General features: G+C 35.1%; 16 protein-coding genes and 2 tRNA genes. 6 read left to right on the forward strand and 12 right to left on the reverse strand.

The genetic code is table 11. From position 1 onward, the window contains the following. Nucleotides 1–2: 2 nt before the first annotated feature. The 4 genes from EGM88_RS07755 (at nucleotide 3) to EGM88_RS07770 (ending at nucleotide 2,733) form a co-directional block, all read left to right on the forward strand. A complete protein-coding gene (locus EGM88_RS07755; RefSeq protein WP_118506293.1) occupies nucleotides 3–617 on the forward strand; it encodes a conjugal transfer protein TraK in 615 nt (204 codons plus the stop codon). After that, nucleotides 607–1,536 (forward strand): conjugative transposon protein TraM, encoded by a 930-nt coding sequence (gene traM / locus EGM88_RS07760; protein ID WP_123897408.1) that lies wholly within the window; start codon nucleotides 607–609, stop codon nucleotides 1,534–1,536. Before EGM88_RS07755 ends, traM begins: the two co-directional genes overlap by 11 nt. Beyond that, on the forward strand, nucleotides 1,533–2,363 hold the full coding sequence (locus tag EGM88_RS07765) for a DUF4138 domain-containing protein (RefSeq protein WP_118505049.1): 831 nt from the start codon (nucleotides 1,533–1,535) through the stop codon (nucleotides 2,361–2,363). Before traM ends, EGM88_RS07765 begins: the two co-directional genes overlap by 4 nt. A gap of 70 nt (nucleotides 2,364–2,433) precedes the next feature. Further along, nucleotides 2,434–2,733, forward strand: coding sequence for a basic helix-loop-helix domain-containing protein (locus tag EGM88_RS07770; RefSeq protein WP_233565332.1), 300 nt, complete (start codon nucleotides 2,434–2,436; stop codon nucleotides 2,731–2,733). Here EGM88_RS07770 and EGM88_RS07775 read toward each other — a convergent pair. The 8 genes from EGM88_RS07775 to EGM88_RS07810 form a co-directional block, all read right to left on the reverse strand. Continuing rightward, nucleotides 2,730–3,260 carry a hypothetical protein gene (locus EGM88_RS07775; protein ID WP_123897409.1) on the reverse strand — a complete coding sequence of 177 codons (531 nt, stop codon included), beginning with the start codon at nucleotides 3,258–3,260 and terminating at the stop codon, nucleotides 2,730–2,732. The genes EGM88_RS07770 and EGM88_RS07775 overlap by 4 nt on opposite strands. 93 nt (nucleotides 3,261–3,353) lie before the next feature. Beyond that, nucleotides 3,354–6,458: an HsdM family class I SAM-dependent methyltransferase gene (locus EGM88_RS07780; RefSeq protein ID WP_123897410.1), complete on the reverse strand. Its 3,105-nt coding sequence runs from the start codon at nucleotides 6,456–6,458 to the stop codon at nucleotides 3,354–3,356. A gap of 204 nt (nucleotides 6,459–6,662) precedes the next feature. After that, on the reverse strand, nucleotides 6,663–8,243 hold the full coding sequence (locus EGM88_RS07785; protein ID WP_123897411.1) for a type IV secretory system conjugative DNA transfer family protein: 1,581 nt from the start codon (nucleotides 8,241–8,243) through the stop codon (nucleotides 6,663–6,665). A 5-nt stretch (nucleotides 8,244–8,248) separates the two neighbouring features. Continuing rightward, nucleotides 8,249–9,280, reverse strand: a complete 1,032-nt coding sequence (gene mobB, locus EGM88_RS07790; protein ID WP_123897412.1) for a MobB family relaxase — start codon at nucleotides 9,278–9,280, stop codon at nucleotides 8,249–8,251. An 11-nt stretch (nucleotides 9,281–9,291) separates the two neighbouring features. Further along, entirely contained in the window at nucleotides 9,292–9,672 is a 381-nt protein-coding gene (locus EGM88_RS07795; protein WP_123897413.1) for a BfmA/BtgA family mobilization protein, read from the reverse strand. A 433-nt stretch (nucleotides 9,673–10,105) separates the two neighbouring features. Then, a complete protein-coding gene (locus tag EGM88_RS16035; RefSeq protein WP_123897414.1) occupies nucleotides 10,106–10,303 on the reverse strand; it encodes a hypothetical protein in 198 nt (65 codons plus the stop codon). An 11-nt stretch (nucleotides 10,304–10,314) separates the two neighbouring features. After that, nucleotides 10,315–10,764 (reverse strand): JAB domain-containing protein, encoded by a 450-nt coding sequence (locus EGM88_RS07805; protein WP_123897415.1) that lies wholly within the window; start codon nucleotides 10,762–10,764, stop codon nucleotides 10,315–10,317. Nucleotides 10,765–10,841: 77 nt separating this feature from the next. Then, nucleotides 10,842–11,186, reverse strand: a complete 345-nt coding sequence (locus tag EGM88_RS07810; protein WP_123897416.1) for a single-stranded DNA-binding protein — start codon at nucleotides 11,184–11,186, stop codon at nucleotides 10,842–10,844. Between the two features lie 790 nt (nucleotides 11,187–11,976). On the opposite strand from EGM88_RS07810, the gene EGM88_RS07815 reads away from it, so the two are divergent. Continuing rightward, nucleotides 11,977–14,496, forward strand: coding sequence for a DEAD/DEAH box helicase (locus tag EGM88_RS07815; protein ID WP_118505069.1), 2,520 nt, complete (start codon nucleotides 11,977–11,979; stop codon nucleotides 14,494–14,496). Nucleotides 14,497–14,511: 15 nt separating this feature from the next. After that, nucleotides 14,512–14,596, forward strand: a tRNA-Phe gene (locus EGM88_RS07820). A 64-nt stretch (nucleotides 14,597–14,660) separates the two neighbouring features. Here the strand turns inward: EGM88_RS07820 and EGM88_RS07825 are convergent. The 4 genes from EGM88_RS07825 to EGM88_RS07840 form a co-directional block, all read right to left on the reverse strand. Further along, the gene (locus tag EGM88_RS07825; protein WP_123897417.1) at nucleotides 14,661–15,206 is read right to left on the reverse strand and encodes a hypothetical protein; all 546 of its coding nucleotides are present in this window, start codon (nucleotides 15,204–15,206) and stop codon (nucleotides 14,661–14,663) included. Nucleotides 15,207–15,274: 68 nt separating this feature from the next. Beyond that, nucleotides 15,275–16,111, reverse strand: a complete 837-nt coding sequence (locus tag EGM88_RS07830) for a DUF932 domain-containing protein (RefSeq protein ID WP_123897418.1) — start codon at nucleotides 16,109–16,111, stop codon at nucleotides 15,275–15,277. A 265-nt stretch (nucleotides 16,112–16,376) separates the two neighbouring features. Then, complete coding sequence (locus tag EGM88_RS07835) at nucleotides 16,377–18,173, reverse strand: ParB/RepB/Spo0J family partition protein (RefSeq protein WP_123897419.1); 1,797 nt, start codon at nucleotides 18,171–18,173, stop codon at nucleotides 16,377–16,379. 392 nt (nucleotides 18,174–18,565) lie between these two features. Further along, nucleotides 18,566–18,647, reverse strand: a tRNA-Leu gene (locus EGM88_RS07840). Between the last annotated feature and the right edge of the window lie 183 nt (nucleotides 18,648–18,830).

Below are 18,830 nucleotides of genomic sequence, written 5' to 3' on the forward strand. Positions count from 1 at the left end.
AAATGAAAACACCTTATAAAAACATCTATGCAGTATTAAAGTTGAACAGATTTATAGTGTTGGCAGTTGTTGTTTTTGCAATGCTATCCAGCACCTTTTCACTATGGGTGGCATTTAAGACGAACAAGGATTCCCTTAATAGTGCCTTTGCTATCAATACCGATGGTAGTATTATTCCGCTGAAGCTCGTTACTCAAAAAGAAAATTTCAATGTAGAGGCATTAGCACATTTGGACCTATTCCACAACTACTTCTATAATATCGACGCCAGTAATTATGAACGGAATCTTGAAAAGGCGCTTTGGCTAGGAAATAGTTCTGTGGACAATCTATATCGCCAGAAAAAAGCTGATGGCGTCTACAATCGATTATTGCAATATTCGCTCGTTCAGAAAGTACTGAGCATAGATTCACAAATAGGGGAACAAAACGGAACATACACCTTTAGAACGGTTACCGTCTTTGAAATAAATAGAGGTTCAATAATAGACACTTATGAACTGGTTTCTAGTGGAAACTTAATTCCCGTTGATAGAAACTTTCCAAATAATCCACACGGTTTGTTGATTACAAACTATTTCGAGAACACCTTAAAAAAAATAAACGATGAAAGTTGAAAAAAATAAAATTGTCTTTGCAGCTGTACTGGCTGTGATTTTCATTTTCCTAATTTCCTATTCTGTAATGATTATGGGCGATGACGAAAGTGAAAATGAAAACCTTGAACAGACCTTAGTTCCAGACTTAGAAGAAAATCAAAAAGAATACGATTCTAAGCTTGATGCCATCAATGACTTAAAGGAAGTGCGCGAGAATAACGCACCCAGCATCTACGATGAAAAACTTTTGGATTCCACAGGTCTTTACAATCCTGATTTGCCAGAACTCGAAAAAGAACGCATTGTGGATAGTATATACAAAGCAGGTAAAATTCAATACTCTGACAAGAAATACAGAAACTTAGAGCAAAAGAAAGTTGCTCAAAAGAGCTCACAACAAATCGATTCAACCGAAATAATACGAGAGCAAAAAATTCAAGCCAAAGAATTAGGGCTAGAACATCAATTATTCTTTGCTGCCTCACCAAAACCCAATGAAGTTTCAATTATTGGTAATACAGATGAAACGATATATGTGGTTGTCGATGGTGACCAGATTGTTAAAGCGAACACTAGATTGCGAATGCGCCTTACCAAATCAGCAACTATAAATGGTAAGCTGATGCCAAAGAATACACCAGTCTTCGGATTTATAAGTTTTCAACCCAATCGTGCCTTAATAGAAATTGAGAACATTAAGCATCATCCGACCAAACTTAAAGCTTTTGATTTGTTGGATGGTAGCGAAGGTATATATGTGCAAAATAATTTTCGGGCAGAAGCTACCACAGAAGTTTTGGATGATGTTATAGGTGATATCAATATTCCGACTGTTCCACAGGTGGGCGGAATCACACAGGTATTTAGACGTCGTAATCGAAACGTTAAGGTAACTGTGCTTAACAACTACAAATTAATTCTAAAACCAAAATTATGAGAACCCTATTTTTAATATTCATATCATTGATTTCCACTTTCGTGAAAGCTCAAACAGACACAGTACTAGATACAATTTATGCAAACGATACTAAAAATGTTGCGTTATTTTTCCCAGAACCTATTAGACAGGGCATAACCGGTTCGGATAATTTTGTTTTCAGCTATAATCGTGAAAAAGAACAATATTTCGGGCTGCTTCAGGCTAAACCTGGCAAAGAAAGTAATCTACTGGTAGTCAACAGGAATGGTGCAATTTTTTCGTATATTGTAAGATATAAGAAGCATCTGTCAAAGCTCAATTATTTTATCCCATTATCAAATAGTATTGGGAATGAAAAGCCAATTGTAACCGATTCGATTCAGGTTGTAACTTCTGAAAAAAATATAGATAACAGAACCTACTATTATCAAAAATTCTGCTCCTATCTTCTTAACAGAAACCAACGTATTGGTCGGATTAAGAAGCGAATGCAAGGCATTGTCTTGAATGTTGAGAATGTTGTTTTTGATAAAGAAGAACTCTACTTTGTTATCCAGATTGAGAATAATTCTACGTTGGATTACGATTTGAATTTTTTGAACCTCTCAATCGAGACTCGACAAAAAGGGAAAAAGAAATCTTTACAGAGTTTATATCAAGAACCTATTTACAAACACTATCTACCTTCAAAAATTGCAGAAGGAAAAATGGTGCGGTTTGTTTATGTAATGCCCAAATTTTCATTGTCCAATGACCGTAGGGCAATTTTAGAATTGAACGAGAAAGATGGCGAACGAAATATAAAACTGAATATATCACATAGATATATCAATAACCCAAATTAATAATATTATGAAAAGATTACTTATTTGCCCACTTGTACTTCTATTTATTTCCTGTGCCGGGAATAATAATATGTCCCACACCGAAACAGCTCAAATTGTTGCTGAAAGTTTCTTCTCAAAAGATGAATCAGCTTTAAAAAAGCATACAACATCAGATGGATATGCCAGTTTAATCACAGTTCAAAATATGATACCAGATTCTGATAAGGAAATTAAAGTAGAGATTTTGGATGAAGCTATTGAAGGTGAAATTGCCTGGGTAAAATATAAAACCTCTTTTGATGGAAAGTCTGGTATCTTTAAACTCGTCAAAGAAAATGACCAATGGAAAGTGACGAGTAAAGGACCGAGAGAGAAAGGGCCTTTTTAAGCACTATTTAAAGAAGTGAAATCAAACATAAAGTGTCTTATTACCATATCTTCGGGGTGTTTTGATTCATAATACTTATCGTGTAAGAGAAAGGATTTATGTTTCAAAAATTCAGGCTCCCTCTCGTCTTTTTTCAAAAGTGTATTAACCCCATTTACAGTTTTGTCTAAATCTCCTTCGAGTACATACCCAAGTAGGCATCCGTTTTCATATTTCTTGGAAACAAAACTGTTAATTCCGGTATCAATATAACGTCGTTTTAAGCCCGAATCTTTTTCTTTAAGGTTCTTGGCTTCCATATGGTATTCATATTCTAAGGATGAATTTATGGTTACCAACCTAAGGTCTATTCTAGGCAGTTTCGCAGAAAAACCCTTTTCCTTTTCTATATCATCTTTTGGCAAATGCTGTTCAATATTCGTAACGATACTCCACTTTAATCTTAGTGGGTTTTCTTTGATATGCTCGTGTAGTTCTGAAGTGATATCATTTTCATCCCAGTTTAGTTTGATGACCTTGGTTTCCATAGCTGAAACATAAGATTCTGTTATCAGCTGAAAGCATTTTTCTTCAAAGCCTCCTTTGAAGCTAGCAACTATTACTTTGCTTAATCCCATTTATTATACTTCATTAAGGATTTCCAGTATTAATTCTGAAGCATCTTCAATCGCCATCGATTGAGTCCAGAATCGCCTCTGATTGGGACGAACAATAAAAATCTCGTTGCCTGTTTTATAATTTAATTTTTTTCTGAAATAGATGTTAGTTGCTTTCTTTTGCCATAATTCTTTATCCAATTCCCGCGATATGTCTTGTAAATCAACACTAGACATTGAAACTTCCTTTTCTGAATCTCCAAACATAATTTTGGTTATCATTAAAGGTGAGAAATGATTTATATTTTCATAAACGGTACAATTAGCATATAGGTTCTGATTTTGCAAAAAGTCATTTAAATGTTGTGAAACTTTTATGGCATAATCTCGAATTTCATCTTTATTGGTTGGACCGAGGACATATTGATATTTCTTGATTAATAATGGAATTGTGAATTCTACAAAATTGTCTACAATTAAACTTTCATCGATTGAAAAGTCAAAGCATTTGGATATATAGCTATCAATTTCCTGTTCAAACTTTTTTGTGTTGGTGTTGAAAATTTTAGATTCCTCAATTATCAACCTATCATAAATATCAGCAAGGTGATGTAAGTTCTTTTTTGTCAAAGAAAATGGTAGTCGATAAACTTCATTTGGTTTGATTTCTTCTCTTTCTATTCCTATAGATGCGGAACACAAGAAAAGGTAATAATAGGCAAGTTTTGAGTTTATAAAACAAGTTAATCCCTTAAGTAATTTTGAGTCTGAGTGGCTAAGCCCTAGAACTTTACTATTAAACGAACAGGCTTCATCTTCATAAGAAGCACAAATTTTCCAATTAGAAAGACCTTCCTTAATTAAGATATGTGGTGCAAAATAAGTTTTTTTTGCGCCCACACGTCTAAATACATTAATCGTGGGTAAGTCCTCCACTTGCACACCGTAATATTTGGCATATATCTCCTTTGACCTCTGAGTAAGCCCAGAATTCAAATCTGAAAATGAGTGTGAAATGTAACGTCTAATGTTCTTAGGGGCAATGTATCTGTTTGGAATTTCGTTGTCTACTTTCGGGTTCTTAGTAGAATTATTCAAAAATTGTAATCCAGAACCCTTATAAATTTTTTCATCTGAAATAAACTGTTCGAGACTGTCTGAAGTATTTAGTTTTTGTATTAAATTAATATCTCCTATTCCACCCCACATTGCAATTTTCCAAATTTTTGAGGTCGGTTTTTTGCATTCTTCACGAGGAAGATATTTCAAATCTGTGCCATCAATGCTAACACCTTCTATAACATTGGACTTAATGTAAGTCTTAGGGGCATAATAGACAATTGTATCAGATTTTTTCTTTGGTTGATTTTTTCTGTAAAATGCAATACTTATTGGTCCCGTAGCCGAACCGAATAATTGACCACCAAAGTCTTTAGGTGCATTCCTTAATATTGAAAAGTTATAAATCTTCTCAACATAGCATTCGTTAAAAAGCCACTTCCTAAAATTCTGATATGTTATCTTGGTATTGGTGAGGATTTTGGTATTAAAAATCAAGGCAATTTCTCCATTCTCAGAAAAGGTTGTTGCTTTGTGTAAAAATGGTAAAACCATTTCTTTAGCGAAACCATATTTATCGCTATAATCACGTATAGATTGAGATAGGTTCTTAGTTCCAAAAGGCGGATTTCCTACCACCAAATCAAAATCTAATCTTTCTACTTGTGGATTTTGCTGAATAGTATCGCTTCGGAATAGATTATTACCTTGTTCGACCAGAGTACCATCCGAAGGGTCGTTTATCAAATAAGGCAAGCAATAGTCCTTATTCTGCCAAATCGTTTTTGGATTTAAGTTGTCTACCAGGGCAAGATAAAGACTAAATGCGGCAACTTTTATAGACTGCGGGTGTATCTCTACACCAAATATATTATCCGTAAGTAGCTTCTTCAATTTATTAAAGTCAGTAAGCTTCTCCCCTTTGGCATTTTCGTAACGCTTGACCAAGCGTTTAAAACTTTCAACCAAAAAAATACCTGAACCACAAGTTGGGTCCAATATCTTAACATTAAATTCTTTTTCTGCCCTAGAGATTGGTAATTTCTCATTCAATATGAGTTCTACTAGAGAAGGCGGTGTGTAAAATGTACCGGTGTCTTGCTTTAAAGTAGGGTTTATTTCCGCAAGGAAGTTTTCATAGATTTCACTCAACAACTCTATTTGAATAATACTGAAATCGAACAGGCGTAAATCCTCAAAAAGGTTCTGCTGTAAGGAATTATCGTTACCATTAATAAAACACTTTTTGATAATTAGCAAATGCTCTCTGGAAATTGATTCATTTCTATCTACTGTAAAAACATTACCGTTAAAGTATTCTTCTAGCTTCCGAAAAAGAGAATAAGTTTTATCAGCATCATCCAGAATGTCAAAGTAAGACTTTGCACCTTTTTTTATTTCTGAATAGAATTTTTCATCTGTTGCGCCCCTGTCTTCTAAATACAAAAGAAATAAAGAGCGCATTATTATTTTGTGAATAAGGTTGATTTCTAAACCTTCCTCTTGTAATTGTTTGGCCGTGTAGGTGAGACTCTCTACAAGATATTTATCAACTCTTCGTTGAAGACTTATCTTCTTCCTAATCTCAAATGCCTCTTCCAATGTCCAAATGATACCTGTATCAATGGCTATAGTAGAAAATAGATTTTGAAGCTGTTTGAGCTTGGTTTTATCTGAGAACTTGTAAGACTCAATTTCGAGAGTTTTGAGCTCCTTCTTATAATCAAAATCGTCAGTTTTAATCAAAAGAGGTTTCTCAGCGCAATTATATATACGAATTTCTGTTTCCGAATAAACATAAAGGAAAATTACTTTTTTGAAGTTCCATATTTTTTTTTGAGCAATTGCAACTTCTCGAAGGGCAAAGTCATCAAATTTTTGAACTTTCTTTAAAAAAACCGCTGGATAGCTATTGTGATTTTCATCGGTACTGAAATAAATTTCATCAATACCAAAATCCTTAACTTGATTGATTACAACTAATTGACTTTCAGAAACTTGATTGGATTCTGAAGTAATAGACACGGCCTTATTCAAGCCTAAATTTTCTATTATATCAAAATCAATCATATCGAAAGTTGTCCAAAATACCTGATAGTTAGTTACATACTAAATTAATCCCAAAGGTACAAATGATTTTGCGATTTTGATAATTGAAGTTTTACTATTATTTGGAAATATTCCAAAAAATTGGATAAAGCAATTACTAGCCTTATTAAACAGATTCTACATTAATATGACGACTATAGGTTTTAACCAAATTAAGCATAGAAACTATTTAAAAATTGACCTTGCCTCCTCATAAACCTGCTCAAAATTCTCCTCTAAATCAACCTGAGAAAACTGCTTCGATATATTAGGTAATTCTCGTTGAATATTAGCCAATTTAAATTTAATTTTCTTGTCTTTTCCATCAGCATAAGTAATAAACTCGCCCTGTTTTAACCTGAAGAACACATCTGCTCTAATTTTTGGGATTTCTTTCTCTCCAGTCGTAATACGTGTATCGAAATCAAGATTATGCCCACGGCTAATACTCTTGGTTGGGTCTTTGATAATTTCAAAAAAGCGTTCGTAATATTTAGCCGTATCTGGGTCATTTACCTTTCCAAAAAATTGATAAGACAAATTGCTCAAAATTGCTTTACTCGCCTTATCGCCGTACATCATATCATTCTGAATTTTGTCCTGCATCACATAGATGGTGGCAATATCATAGCTTCTCAACGTTGCAGGAATTCGATGCATATTCAATAATCGGATGGTAGGCGCTTCTTCCATTAGCAAGAACGACGAATTAGAATTTCGTACGCTCATTTGTTTAGTAATGGTGTGAATTATGGTTGCAATTACTGGCGAATACGATGTTTCAAATTTTGGATTGTTTACTACGGAAATGATGGCAGGATTATCTTTGCTATTTATATTTAATGGTACTTCGTCTGCGGATAATGCCATAAAAATACGTTGTGTACTAATGCGTTTTAGTGCATTGGCCAAGGTGCTTTTAACGCCAGCTGTCTGCCTATCGGAATCCTTTCCACTAATAAAAGCATCTGCCATTGCCCTTGATGTTGTGTTGGTTTCCAAAAATTGGATAAGACTATCCGTGTCCAATAATTGATAAATAGCTATTAAATGGGGTAGCGTGCAATATTTAGGATAATCTGTTTTCAGTTTCCAAATTAAACCACCAATCAAACCTTCAGCAGCATCGTTAAAGAATTTGGTTGTGCCTGTAGTTCCTGATTCCCGTTGTTCCAAAAGGTTTTCAATTAGCACCCTCGACACTTCGTTTATACTTTCCTCGTTCTCTAAATAACGGGGCGCAATAGGATTTACCCTATGGATGATTTTATCGAAGGAAATGACCTTAAACGGAATATCGCCATCCTTAAAAAGCGGGTACGCTATTTCTGTTAGTTCAAAGTCTTTGTAGTCGTGTATGATTCCGCAAAAGTCCTCTTTCCTGAAATGGTTGAGAAACCCATAAACTACACTTTCGGTTTTTCCACTTCCGGCGGATCCGATGACGGATGCGCCACGTTTAATATTATCCAGTTTGAAGTTTCCTTTGTTCGTAGAAAAACTGACTTGGTATTTCGTATTTCCATTTTGTACGTTTTCAGTTTTATGCAGAAAAACAAACAATCCTGTATTAATTAGCATTAGAGGACACACTAAATACAATAATATCAACACTAATTCATTCCCTTCAGAAATATAGAAAACGAGAAATGAAAGCATAGTGATATTTAATAAGAACGCATATTTGGTTATGCGAAACATCACATAGAAAACAGTACTGGTCAAACCAATGATTGAAAGTATTGTTATAAGATTGTCTATTTCCATACCCACTATATTCCTATGGAACTTGATTTAATTGCTATTTCTGCACCACGTCTTAATCGTTTGAAAACACGAAGTGCAATTTGCGCCTGAGTAACAGGAATACTTGGAACGATTGGCAATCCCGTTTTCGTCATCATTTTGAAAGCCAATGCTCTTTCGTTAGCTGGTAACTTCATCAAGGCAGCAAAGTAGAGCTTGGGGTTTTTAACAAAATCTTTTCGTGCCTTATAGGTCTCGGCAAAATTGCGTTTATAACCAAAAGTCTTGTCAAACGTCTTTTCCGCTTTCTCAAAAAATTTATCTCTGTCAAAACCACGTTTTACGTTTTTACCGTGCATTTCAACTTCCGAAGCTTTATGTTTACTTCCTGGGGAAAGACTGACCGAATTGGAAGCATCCTTTCTACTCACGATGATATGAATGTGACTTTGGTTCCCATCTTTTACCATTCCCTGGACAATCCGTTTTCCATTTTGCTGATATGGTGCTAGGCGTTCTAATCGTGAAATTTCTTTTTGCAGTTTTCTGATGTTCCCTTCAGCTCTTCCTTCTTGGACATTTCGGATATCCGTTTTGAGATGAAGTATTTTCGTAGCGAAAGGTTGGTTTTCTTTTATCTGCTTATCCGTTCCTTTAAAGGTGCGTTGGTGTTCGATTTTTGCAAAATATTTTATGTCGTCTATCGTAATTGGTCGCCCATTTATTTCACGATTGAAGCTGGCAACATAATCCTTCATCAACTCACGAGTGTAGGTTTTTAAATCTTGGCTATTATTCTGAAGTTTACGCAATTCATATTTTGAAGGACTGACTGTAATTGAATAAAATTTAGGTTCTTTCTTTTTTAATTTTGCGGTGTTTCCATCAATCTCTTTTACAACTTCTTCAGCGGAAATCTCATCGCCATATTGATTAAAAAAATGTTCCATATCCTGTTGTTCCAAACCTTGATTTTCTTTCTCCAAATACCCAACAAAATCTGCCGAACTTTGTGAGTAATTTGTACCCAATTTTTGTGCTGTGATTGTAATGTACATAGCTTAAAAAATTAGAGTTGATTACTTGTGTTTTGTTTTTCACGAAAGCGCACTTCTTTCTTTTCTTCAGCATATTTCTTTTCTACGATTAGCGGCTTTTTAGTTGGTTCTTCTGTTTCAAAAAGAGATTGAATCATTGCTACCGTAGGTTTGGTTTGTGTCTTTTCGACATCCCTCATTATAGCAATAACTGCATTGATTCTTTTAAGTAATTTGGCTTCTATGGTTCGCCCTGTTGGACCTAATTTTTCCTTTGGCGAAATTTCATTATAGAGGAAAAAGTCGAGCATTGTAGCCATCGCTTCGGTGTGCGATTTGAAGTAAGTACGTGAGAAAGTTTGGAAACGTTTTGCAGTTTCTTTTTTAAATCTAATTCCAGTAAATGAGTCCATATTTCGCCGATTTGTCGCAAAATCTTCCCTAAAAATGGGCGTTCACAGCCCGTTTGTCGCAAATCGTTGATTGTCAAGAAATTAAAATATATTTAATTAACTGATAATCAGGTAATTAAAAACGAAAAGGAATCCGAAACATCGCGAAGCGTGTTACCCTCTTGCTATTCCTTTTCGTCCCGCTCGCGGGACGAAAATCCATACAATCCGGCTAAAAAGCCGATTACCACTTTCAAGGAAAATAATTTTCCGATATGTTAAATTTCGATGTGTAAGGGTATCGGCGAAAGTCAAAAATTGGATAACCTTACTTTAATTTGTATGCTGAATTTCAGCATTGTAAAGATACATTTTTTTCTTGAATAGGATATGAATTACACACAAAAACACCTCTAAAAATTCAGAGGTGTTAGATTCAAAAAAAATGAAAAAATTATATATTGAATACGTATGTGTAGGAATACAAATTCCGAAGTGCTTCTTCCTCAATTACCGTTTCAAAACAGATATAATTTTCCTTTACGTATTTGCGGATAGCATCCCCAAATTTTCGTTCCACATCCTTTTTAGAATTTTCTAAAAGTCGGTTTTGAGCCTCTTCGCTCAAGTCTGTAAAATTGAGATATACCATAGTTATTTGTTTTACAAAATTCCGTTATCAGAAAAACTATAGTAATCGCCATCGGGCGCAAAAATCAAATGGTCTAATAATCGGATGTCAAAAATAGATGCAGCTTTTTTGATTTTGCTTGTCAATTTTATATCTGCTTTACTTGGTTCCAACTTACCACTTGGATGATTATGTGCTAATATCAAACCTACTGAAAGTGACTTTAAAACAGTTGCAAATAGAATACGCATATCTACTAAAGTCCCTGCAATTCCACCTTGTGAAATTTGGCAGATACCTTTCACTTTATTACTGTTATTCAAGAGTAAAATTTTAAATGACTCTTGTAACTCCATAGTACGTTTATCCCAATTTTGAAAAAGGACTTCCGCAGCTTGTGCAGAGGATGAAACCTGTACCCAATCCTTGGATTTGATACCACCCTCATAACTTATTTTTATTTCGTTAACTTGTGCTTTCATTGTGCATATAATTAATGTGTGAATAATGAAAAAAGAGGGCGCATCTTTCGACGGTTACGCCCTCTTTAATTTTAGATTTATTTATCGCCTTTACTTCCAAGTAAAAGGATTTCATCCGCTACGACTTCCGTAACATAGCGTTGTGCATTATCATCAGTTGTGTAGCTTCGAGTTTTTAGTTTTCCCGATATTCCAACCTCTTTTCCTTTGGCAACATACTTTTCTACAATTTCAGCAGTCTTGCCCCAGGCTACAATTGTATGCCAATTCGTATCTGTTTGCTTTTCGCCTTTGCTGTCTTTATAATACTCATTTGTGGCTAATGAAAAACGGGCTACTTTCTTTCCGCTTTCAAGGTTCGTAATGGTTGGTTCTTGTCCAACGTTTCCAATTAACTGTACGTGATTTTTAATAGTACTCATAATAAAATATTTAAGTGATTTATATTTCCCCTATTGATTTAAAACAGATTAAATTTTAAGGGGTGTTTGTTCTTTTCTTTCGTGCACCGCACAATGGATAGAGTGGGTTTTGTCAAGACTTTTAGGGTAAAATCAGGTGTGTTTGCGACGTAGTAAAATCCTTGGATTTTCAAGGAAGTAGAAACCTTATTTTTCACTAAAACTTGTATAGTCTTGACAAGTTCCATAATGGCATTAGCAATTCTTTTAAACGCAGTTGCGTTTGAGCGTACCGATAGTTAAGCGAAATAAGTAGCTGTGGTTAAATTAGAATTGGTTATGTCGTGCCTGTTTTTCGACGACCCGAAAAACAACAATGGCTTTATCCATTATAAACCCCTTAAAATGTGTAAGACAGCGGTTCGGTTTTTAAGGATTTTCGAGTGAGGGCTCAAGAAGACCGCGCCGAAAATCCTGTTGAGAAAACCGAAGTGATGGATTTCCGATGAAAAAGCGGACTTAATTCACAATTTTGGCTCGGGAATGTAGTGCTCCTTCCCAGAGCACAGGGAAGGGTTAACGAAATGGAAAGCTGAAATTGGGGATTGTGTCCAAGATATTTGTAGTGAAGCTCTTTTCCTGGAATGGAGAGTAACGAAATGTAGGGGAATGTGCTGAGTGGGTATAGAATTTTAGACGAAAAAATATAACTGGTTCTGAATCAAAAATTTTCATCAAAACAAAACGATTATTCTCTATAATAATCTGTTAAATTTTATTACATTATCAAGCTAAAAGAATTACATAATTAATGAATATATTCAAGAAAAAACTAGAAGATACTACACCAAAAGAACTCAACTTTGAACCTACTGAACTTTTTCAATCTTTATTTCATAAAGAAGGTTATGCTTATTTACGTGGCATACAGGAAGAAGTATTAAATTCTTGGCACAAAATACGAGACCAGCGCGATGTGCTTTGTAAAATGAATACGGGCTCTGGAAAAACTTTGGTAAGCCTTCTAATGTTGTATTCAAAAATGGTCGAAGGTGTCGGCCCAAGTTTATATTTATGTCCAGACAGACAACTCTTGGAACAAGCAAAAATCCAAGCACATTTGTATGGAATACCTGTCTGTGAAGTAGAATATGTAGGGCAAAGAAGTGTGTTCCCCGACGATTTCTTGAACTCTAAAGCAATACTTTTATGCACCTTTCAAAAACTGTTCAACTCACGTTCAATTTTCGAGAGAGATAATATCGATGTCGGTTCTATTGTTCTGGATGATGCACACGTATGTTTAGATATTGCTAGGGATGCAACTACATTACTAATCCCATTTGGTCACGATTTAGCAAAGAGATTATTAAAGTTATTTAAAGGGGATTTGAAATATCAGGCGCCGGGCACTTATCATAGATTGATACAGGGCGACCCATATGCTAAAATTTTGAAAGTCCCTTATTGGTCCTGGCTCTCACGTAATGACGAATTAATTGAACTCATTGGTGAATTTAGCGAGGACGATGAACTGTTTTTTAAATGGGGACTAATTGCTGACGACCTAAAATCTTATGATTGTTATGTTGGTCCCAGAGGAATTGAAATTGCACCAGCCTATGTCCCATTTCATAATGTTCGGGCTTTTAATGAAGCCAAACATAGATATATCCTTTCCGCCACATTCGAAGACCAAATAGACTTAATTAAAGATTTAGGAATAGATAAAGATAGCATCAAAAATGCTTTAATACCTAAAGACAGAAAGGATGTTGGTCAACGGCTAATACTAGCTCCACAACGTTTTGATTCCAGAATAACAGATGAGCAAATAATGGCCTTAGCAAAAGACTATTCTAAATCTGGAATTAATGTAATGGTATTAACTCCTTCTTCAGAAAGAGCTACAAAATGGGAAGATATAGGTGCCAAAGTTCTGCAAAACGATAGTATAAATTCAGATATCGGAAAATTAAAAGAAGAAAAAGGGTTGTTTTATGTGTTAGTAAATAGATACGACGGGGTTGACTTAAATGGGGATATGTGTAGAGTACTTATTCTTGATGGCTATCCATCTTTTAGTTCCTATGAACAGCTATATGCTGAACTACGTTTAGAGTCTGTCAAAGCATCATTAAAAGCGCAGATAATAGAGCAAGGATTAGGTAGAGCGGTACGGTCTGGAAGTGATTACTGTACTGTTTTTCTTATGGGAAAAGACCTATTGCAATTTGTGGGCAATAAATCTAACCTTCAATATTTCACACCTGTTACCAGAGAACAGCTTAAACTGGGTCTTTCTTTATTAGATGAAGAATCAAAAGACAATACTCTTGAAACAATTAAAGAAACAGCAAATCTATGTTTGGTGCAAGATATGAGTTGGCGAGAATACCACTCAGATATATTGTCAAAAATCGAAGGCGATAAAACAGATGACCGCATATTGAAAAATTTGGAAATCGCAGATGTAGAGTCGAAAGCTATTGACCAATTCAGAAGAAGGGATTATGAAGGTGCGAGTAATCTTATTTTAAATGATATTGTTGACTCGGTTGATTTAACTTCCAAACAACGCGGTTGGTACTTCGAAAAGTCCGCAAATTACTTATTTCTTGATAATGCTCCGAAATCCAATGATTTACAATTAAAAGCGGCTCAGACGACTTCTCATATGCTTCAGTCTAAAAATGGTCATAGCTATACCAAGATTACAGCTAATGAAGGACAAGCAATACAAGTTCTTCATTTCGTTAAACGCTTTGAAACATCACAAGACTTTAAAATGTATATTGAAAGTCTCTTTGAAAATCTTAGTTTTAGTCAAGATATACCGCACACAAAGTTTGAAAATGCCTTGGCAGAAATAGGAAGTTTAATCGGTTTTTATACACAAGAACCAGAAGCTGAGTTTGGAAATGGGCCAGATGTCCTCTGGGTAATGACAGACCAGCATTATCTAGTACTAGAAGCAAAATCAAGAGCAATTCACGATGTTATAACGAGAGATAACATCAATCAACTTCTGGGTTCTGGCGAATGGTTTAAGAATTTATACGGACCTGCCGCTAATCATAATTTGGTTACATTGCAGCCTCCAAACATTAAGGGTTGGAATGTAAATACCAGCGAAAACACTCGTGTAATCGATGAAGATTCTTTAATTCTATTGAAAGATAATTTAAGAAGATTTGTTGACGGAGTCAATAATTCGGGGTTTACAGCGGCTACAACAAGGGAAATTGCAAACTTATTAGGAATACATAATTTCACGCCCAATGGCTTTAGAACTACTTATCTCAAGCCAGTTTATTCAAAGAAAGGATAGATTAAGGGTGAAAATATAGATGGCTGAGTGGTCTAAAGCTCCTGATTGAAGTTCAGGCGTGCGGGAAACCGTACCGGGGGTTCGAATCCCTCTCTATCCGCAGATACGAAAGTATTTTAGCCCGCAATTAATTTGCGGGCTTGTTGGTTTTACCAATTTCTAACTCATTTTACAAAGAGTCGTTTTTGATGAACCGGAAAATTAGGCTTCAATGTATTCTTCTTCAAAATATTTTTAAGAGCCTTTCTTCTTTTATCATAAATCCATCTTCGCAAATTATTTAATAGACCCATTTCATATTCCGAAAGCTCTGTAGGTGCTATTTCTTTCATTGTACCTAATTGGTCTGCATTCTTAAACTGACCTGCATATTGAAGTCCCAACCAAGTATAAATGTTTGCCCATTCTGTGGGCATCGGTGCTTCATACGTTCTAGGCATCATATATGCTAAAGCCTCGGTAAGTGAAGCCATTTCTTCTTGTTGCATTGAGCATAACAGTCTTGATAATTTTATGTTTTTAAGTATGTCTTTAGGAATTATATCTTGCCAAGCAGATTTAAAAACAATGATTGGACTGGTAAGACAATCCATAAAATTAAAGACAAAATCGTTATCACGCTTTTTGTTAGGCTTCAATATCTTTTTCTGTATTTGTATCGGTTCGCACTCAAAACCAAAGTCGAGCTGTACTGTTTTTATAGTATTCATAATATTTAAATTTTAGATATAAGAGAAAATCCAGTTTAGATAGGTACTGGATAAACCTTTAACTATTTCTAAGCCATTTCATAGACTTCATAGAATAATTTCTTATCCAACCGTTCTTGTTGACCAAAACTCTTCTTCAAAGTATTATGTAATACTGAGTTAAAAGCGTTGTAACCTAACCACAGATTCGGTTCTTCATTGAGTAACAAGGCTTCGTAATTCAAAATTTCAATGACTTCACGAGACTTTTTTGAAGGGTCGCTATTCTTGTCGCTACACTCGTATCTAAAGAGTTTAGTTTTTTCGAGAATAGCCTTGACGAATTCTTGGGCATCGATGATTTTAAATTCCTTCATCTTATCGAACTTCTTAGTAATGGTATAAAACTCATTATCTAAAAACTTGTCAAACAAGTTGTTCAATCTGGGCATAATAAGCTGTGTATTATTCTTACTGTGCTTGATAGAAAACTCGATTTCTGCCTGAGAAACGTGCAATCCGTTGGAACATACTTTTCGGTAATACCCAAAGTGACCAGAGGTCTTTTCGCTACCATCATAAGAGTTTTTAAAGCGTAACATCGGCAGTATCAAATCCTTGTTATTCTTGACGGTAAACTGACTTTTATCATCGATGATAAAGTCGGTTATGAACGACCTATCATTCTTGTTGATGGTGCGTTTGTGAAAGTTCAGTTCTGCATCGGTCAGCATTTCTTCTGCTTTCTTGAAGAACAATTGGTTCGGGATATGACCGTAGCTGTTCGAGACTACATTAACGATTTTTCCATTTGAGATGATGACATTTTCAAGCCCTCGTCGAGATTCCATCTGTGTCAAAGTTTTTAAGGATTTCATTTCTGATGGAACAAAGATTTCATCCTGCTGTAAATTTTGTAAATACATAGCTTTTGAATTTAGATTAAACAATATTTGAGCGTAACCCAAACGGAAGCTAAAATCTCAGCTCAAAAGGAAACGGAATAAATAAGTAAGGGAAGAAGCGTTGGCTTTATGCCGTAGTCTTTTGATGGGTATATTTTGCGAGTTTATCTTTGCGCTACTATTGATTGATTATTTCTTTCTGTTAAATAACCCACTTCAATCAGAATATTATCTAAAAAAGAAGAAGAGCCAGCACGAATGCCGACCCTTCTTCAAACAACAAAAGCTAATCGTTCAAATCTTGAATTTGTTTTTCAAGAATTGTTATTCGCTCTTTCAAGCGCTCTTCACGCTTGCTTCTTTTTTCAGCATATTCCTTCTCAATGTTTACAATCTTGGATTTGTAATACCCTTGCATCGCATTGTAGAATGAAATGTTCGTCAAATTATTAATGTGGTTGCTTTCGCCAAAATGTACTTGCTTAGTTAGTATATAGCGAATCAGCTTATGAAAAATTTCTTTTTTGAACTTCTTCTTGAAATATTCGACAATTTCCACATCTGTCATCTTGGACGTATTACTCAATAAACCCGAAAAGAATCTTTGTCGTCCTACATAATCCACATTGTTTTCATAGAGCGATAATGAAAATGCCACCATTTCATCTACTGAAAGTGCTTTCTTGGTGTCAATGTATTTGGTCTCTCTAATCATTGATACAACTTCTTCAAACTGTTTGTTATTTTCAATATGCTTTTTACGGATTTCCTTTTCGTTGATTTTTACGATTTGTTCTCCAGGGGTACAGTCAGCCATTTTTCTGTTGGCCAAGGGTTCAGAATATATTGAATTTTCAGTTTCAGATTTCTCAATGACCTTAACAAACACTTCTTTGTGTTGGTGCGTTTCAGGGTGGAACACGATGCCATTTACAAATCCATTTTCTTGAGCTGAATGATATATTCCTAATTCTTCTTCATAATCTTGTACAGCTTCCGTTAATTTTCTTCTTAATTCATCATCAGAAAGTTCATAATGTTGATATTCTGTTTTGATGTCCTCAATTGTTGGCTCATTGGGGTTTTCGATAATTTCAACATCATCCAGCAAATAGGCCTTCAAACCATTTTTTTCCAGTTGGGATAAAATGAGCTGATTATTTTCGTCATCTGCCCAATATTTCTGTATTTCCGGAATCAATAGAATGTTCTCTTTCTTGGATTTTTCAATCAGGTTCAAGAAAGATTTTGTCTTCTTTGCCTCAAAACAAGCTGATTTTGTACAGACCATTTTTCCTTCGCCAAATAAATTTCCTTGATTTGCCGCATTAAATGGACATTCTACACAAGACCCAGCTTTTGGCATTAACTTTTTGTCAGTTACATCAAAGGATGCTTTTTCCAAATCAAAGGTTTTGTCTTTAATCATTCTGTTGACTTGATGTGCATTGAAATTTTCGCCCATTGTTTCAAGCATCATTTGCTGTTCTTCTGGCTCAAATAGTGCAACGCCAATTCCTAGAGAAATGGTCATATCACCATTGCGAACAAAGTGCTTAAACCCTTCGATAAGTCCAGCTAATTTTAAACGCTGTCTTATAAAATTATCACTTCGTCCTAATCGTTTTGCTATTTCAGAAGGCACATATTTCTCGCTCAGAAAGGCAATTGCTTCTGCCTCTTCGGTAGGTTCGACATCTTGTCTTTGTAGGTTTTCGATGATTTGAACTTCCAGAACATCATTGTTCTTATACGTTCTCACTATACAAGGTATCGTTTTCTTACTTGCTAACTTACTAGCACGAAACCTGCGTTCGCCCATTACTATGATATACTCTTTTCCAGACTTACGTACAGTAATAGGTTGAAGTACACCGTGTTTTTTAATACTCTCGGAAAGCTGCTTTAACAACGCTTCGTTAAAAGTCTTTCTTGGTTGCATAGGGTCGGGAATGACCTTATCAATGCTAAGGTTCTGAATTTGAAGTCCAATTGCCTTTTGCGTCAATCTTTCTTTGACATCCTTTTTAACGGCTGTACTTACTTTACCGTTTCTACTTTTGGTACTTGCTTTTGTTGTCATAATACTTAAATTTTAGATTAAACAATATTTAAGCAGAAACCAAACGGAAGATAAAATCTTGGCTCAAAAGGAAACGGAATAAATAAGCAAAGGATAAGGAGTCGGCATTATGCCGTAGTCTTTTGATGGAAGTATTTTACGAGTTTAAATTGCGGGTATATTGTATGATAATAAACTCTCCCTAGCGAAGAAATGCGGATGCAATTCACTAAAATCTATTAATTACTATGAAATTTAATATGGTTTGAGATTAAATGGAAGTAATGGTAATCAATTCAAATGTAGTTCTTAAAATAACCAAATGTTGTACCTATGTTGTACCCAAGGTTAAAAACCTTGACGAAATTCCATTGTTAAAAATAAAAAAGCCGAAGATTTCTCTTCGGCTTTTGTGCGGGCGAAAGGACTCGAACCTTCACACCGTGAGGCACTTGATCCTAAGTCAAGCGTGTCTACCAATTCCACCACGCCCGCATTTTAACAATATTTTAAGAACCTATACTTGGTTAAATCCTAAGTCTAGCGTGTCTACCAATTCCACCACGCCTGCATCATTCTCCCTTATCTAACTATAGATAGTTTTATAAATGGGCTGCAAATATAATCAATCTTTACAAAATCCCATACGGTTCAATTATATTTTTATTATTTTTGAAG

Origin of the sequence: Aureibaculum marinum (assembly GCF_003813905.1) — a bacterium.
Classification (GTDB): domain Bacteria; phylum Bacteroidota; class Bacteroidia; order Flavobacteriales; family Flavobacteriaceae; genus Aureibaculum; species Aureibaculum marinum.

Coding starts and splice junctions, on each gene's coding strand:
- EGM88_RS07795 (WP_123897413.1), bottom strand. CDS start 9,672: ATGGACTCATTTACTGGAATTAGATTTAAAAAAGAAACTGCAAAACGT.
- EGM88_RS07805 (WP_123897415.1), bottom strand. CDS start 10,764: ATGAAAGCACAAGTTAACGAAATAAAAATAAGTTATGAGGGTGGTATC.
- EGM88_RS07835 (WP_123897419.1), bottom strand. CDS start 18,173: ATGACAACAAAAGCAAGTACCAAAAGTAGAAACGGTAAAGTAAGTACA.
- EGM88_RS07785 (WP_123897411.1), bottom strand. CDS start 8,243: ATGGAAATAGACAATCTTATAACAATACTTTCAATCATTGGTTTGACC.
- EGM88_RS07770 (WP_233565332.1), top strand. CDS start 2,434: ATGTCCCACACCGAAACAGCTCAAATTGTTGCTGAAAGTTTCTTCTCA.
- EGM88_RS07775 (WP_123897409.1), bottom strand. CDS start 3,260: ATGGAAACCAAGGTCATCAAACTAAACTGGGATGAAAATGATATCACT.
- EGM88_RS07765 (WP_118505049.1), top strand. CDS start 1,533: ATGAGAACCCTATTTTTAATATTCATATCATTGATTTCCACTTTCGTG.
- EGM88_RS16035 (WP_123897414.1), bottom strand. CDS start 10,303: ATGGTATATCTCAATTTTACAGACTTGAGCGAAGAGGCTCAAAACCGA.
- traM (WP_123897408.1), top strand. CDS start 607: ATGAAAGTTGAAAAAAATAAAATTGTCTTTGCAGCTGTACTGGCTGTG.
- EGM88_RS07830 (WP_123897418.1), bottom strand. CDS start 16,111: ATGTATTTACAAAATTTACAGCAGGATGAAATCTTTGTTCCATCAGAA.
- EGM88_RS07755 (WP_118506293.1), top strand. CDS start 3: ATGAAAACACCTTATAAAAACATCTATGCAGTATTAAAGTTGAACAGA.
- EGM88_RS07815 (WP_118505069.1), top strand. CDS start 11,977: ATGAATATATTCAAGAAAAAACTAGAAGATACTACACCAAAAGAACTC.
- EGM88_RS07810 (WP_123897416.1), bottom strand. CDS start 11,186: ATGAGTACTATTAAAAATCACGTACAGTTAATTGGAAACGTTGGACAA.
- EGM88_RS07780 (WP_123897410.1), bottom strand. CDS start 6,458: ATGATTGATTTTGATATAATAGAAAATTTAGGCTTGAATAAGGCCGTG.
- EGM88_RS07825 (WP_123897417.1), bottom strand. CDS start 15,206: ATGAATACTATAAAAACAGTACAGCTCGACTTTGGTTTTGAGTGCGAA.
- mobB (WP_123897412.1), bottom strand. CDS start 9,280: ATGTACATTACAATCACAGCACAAAAATTGGGTACAAATTACTCACAA.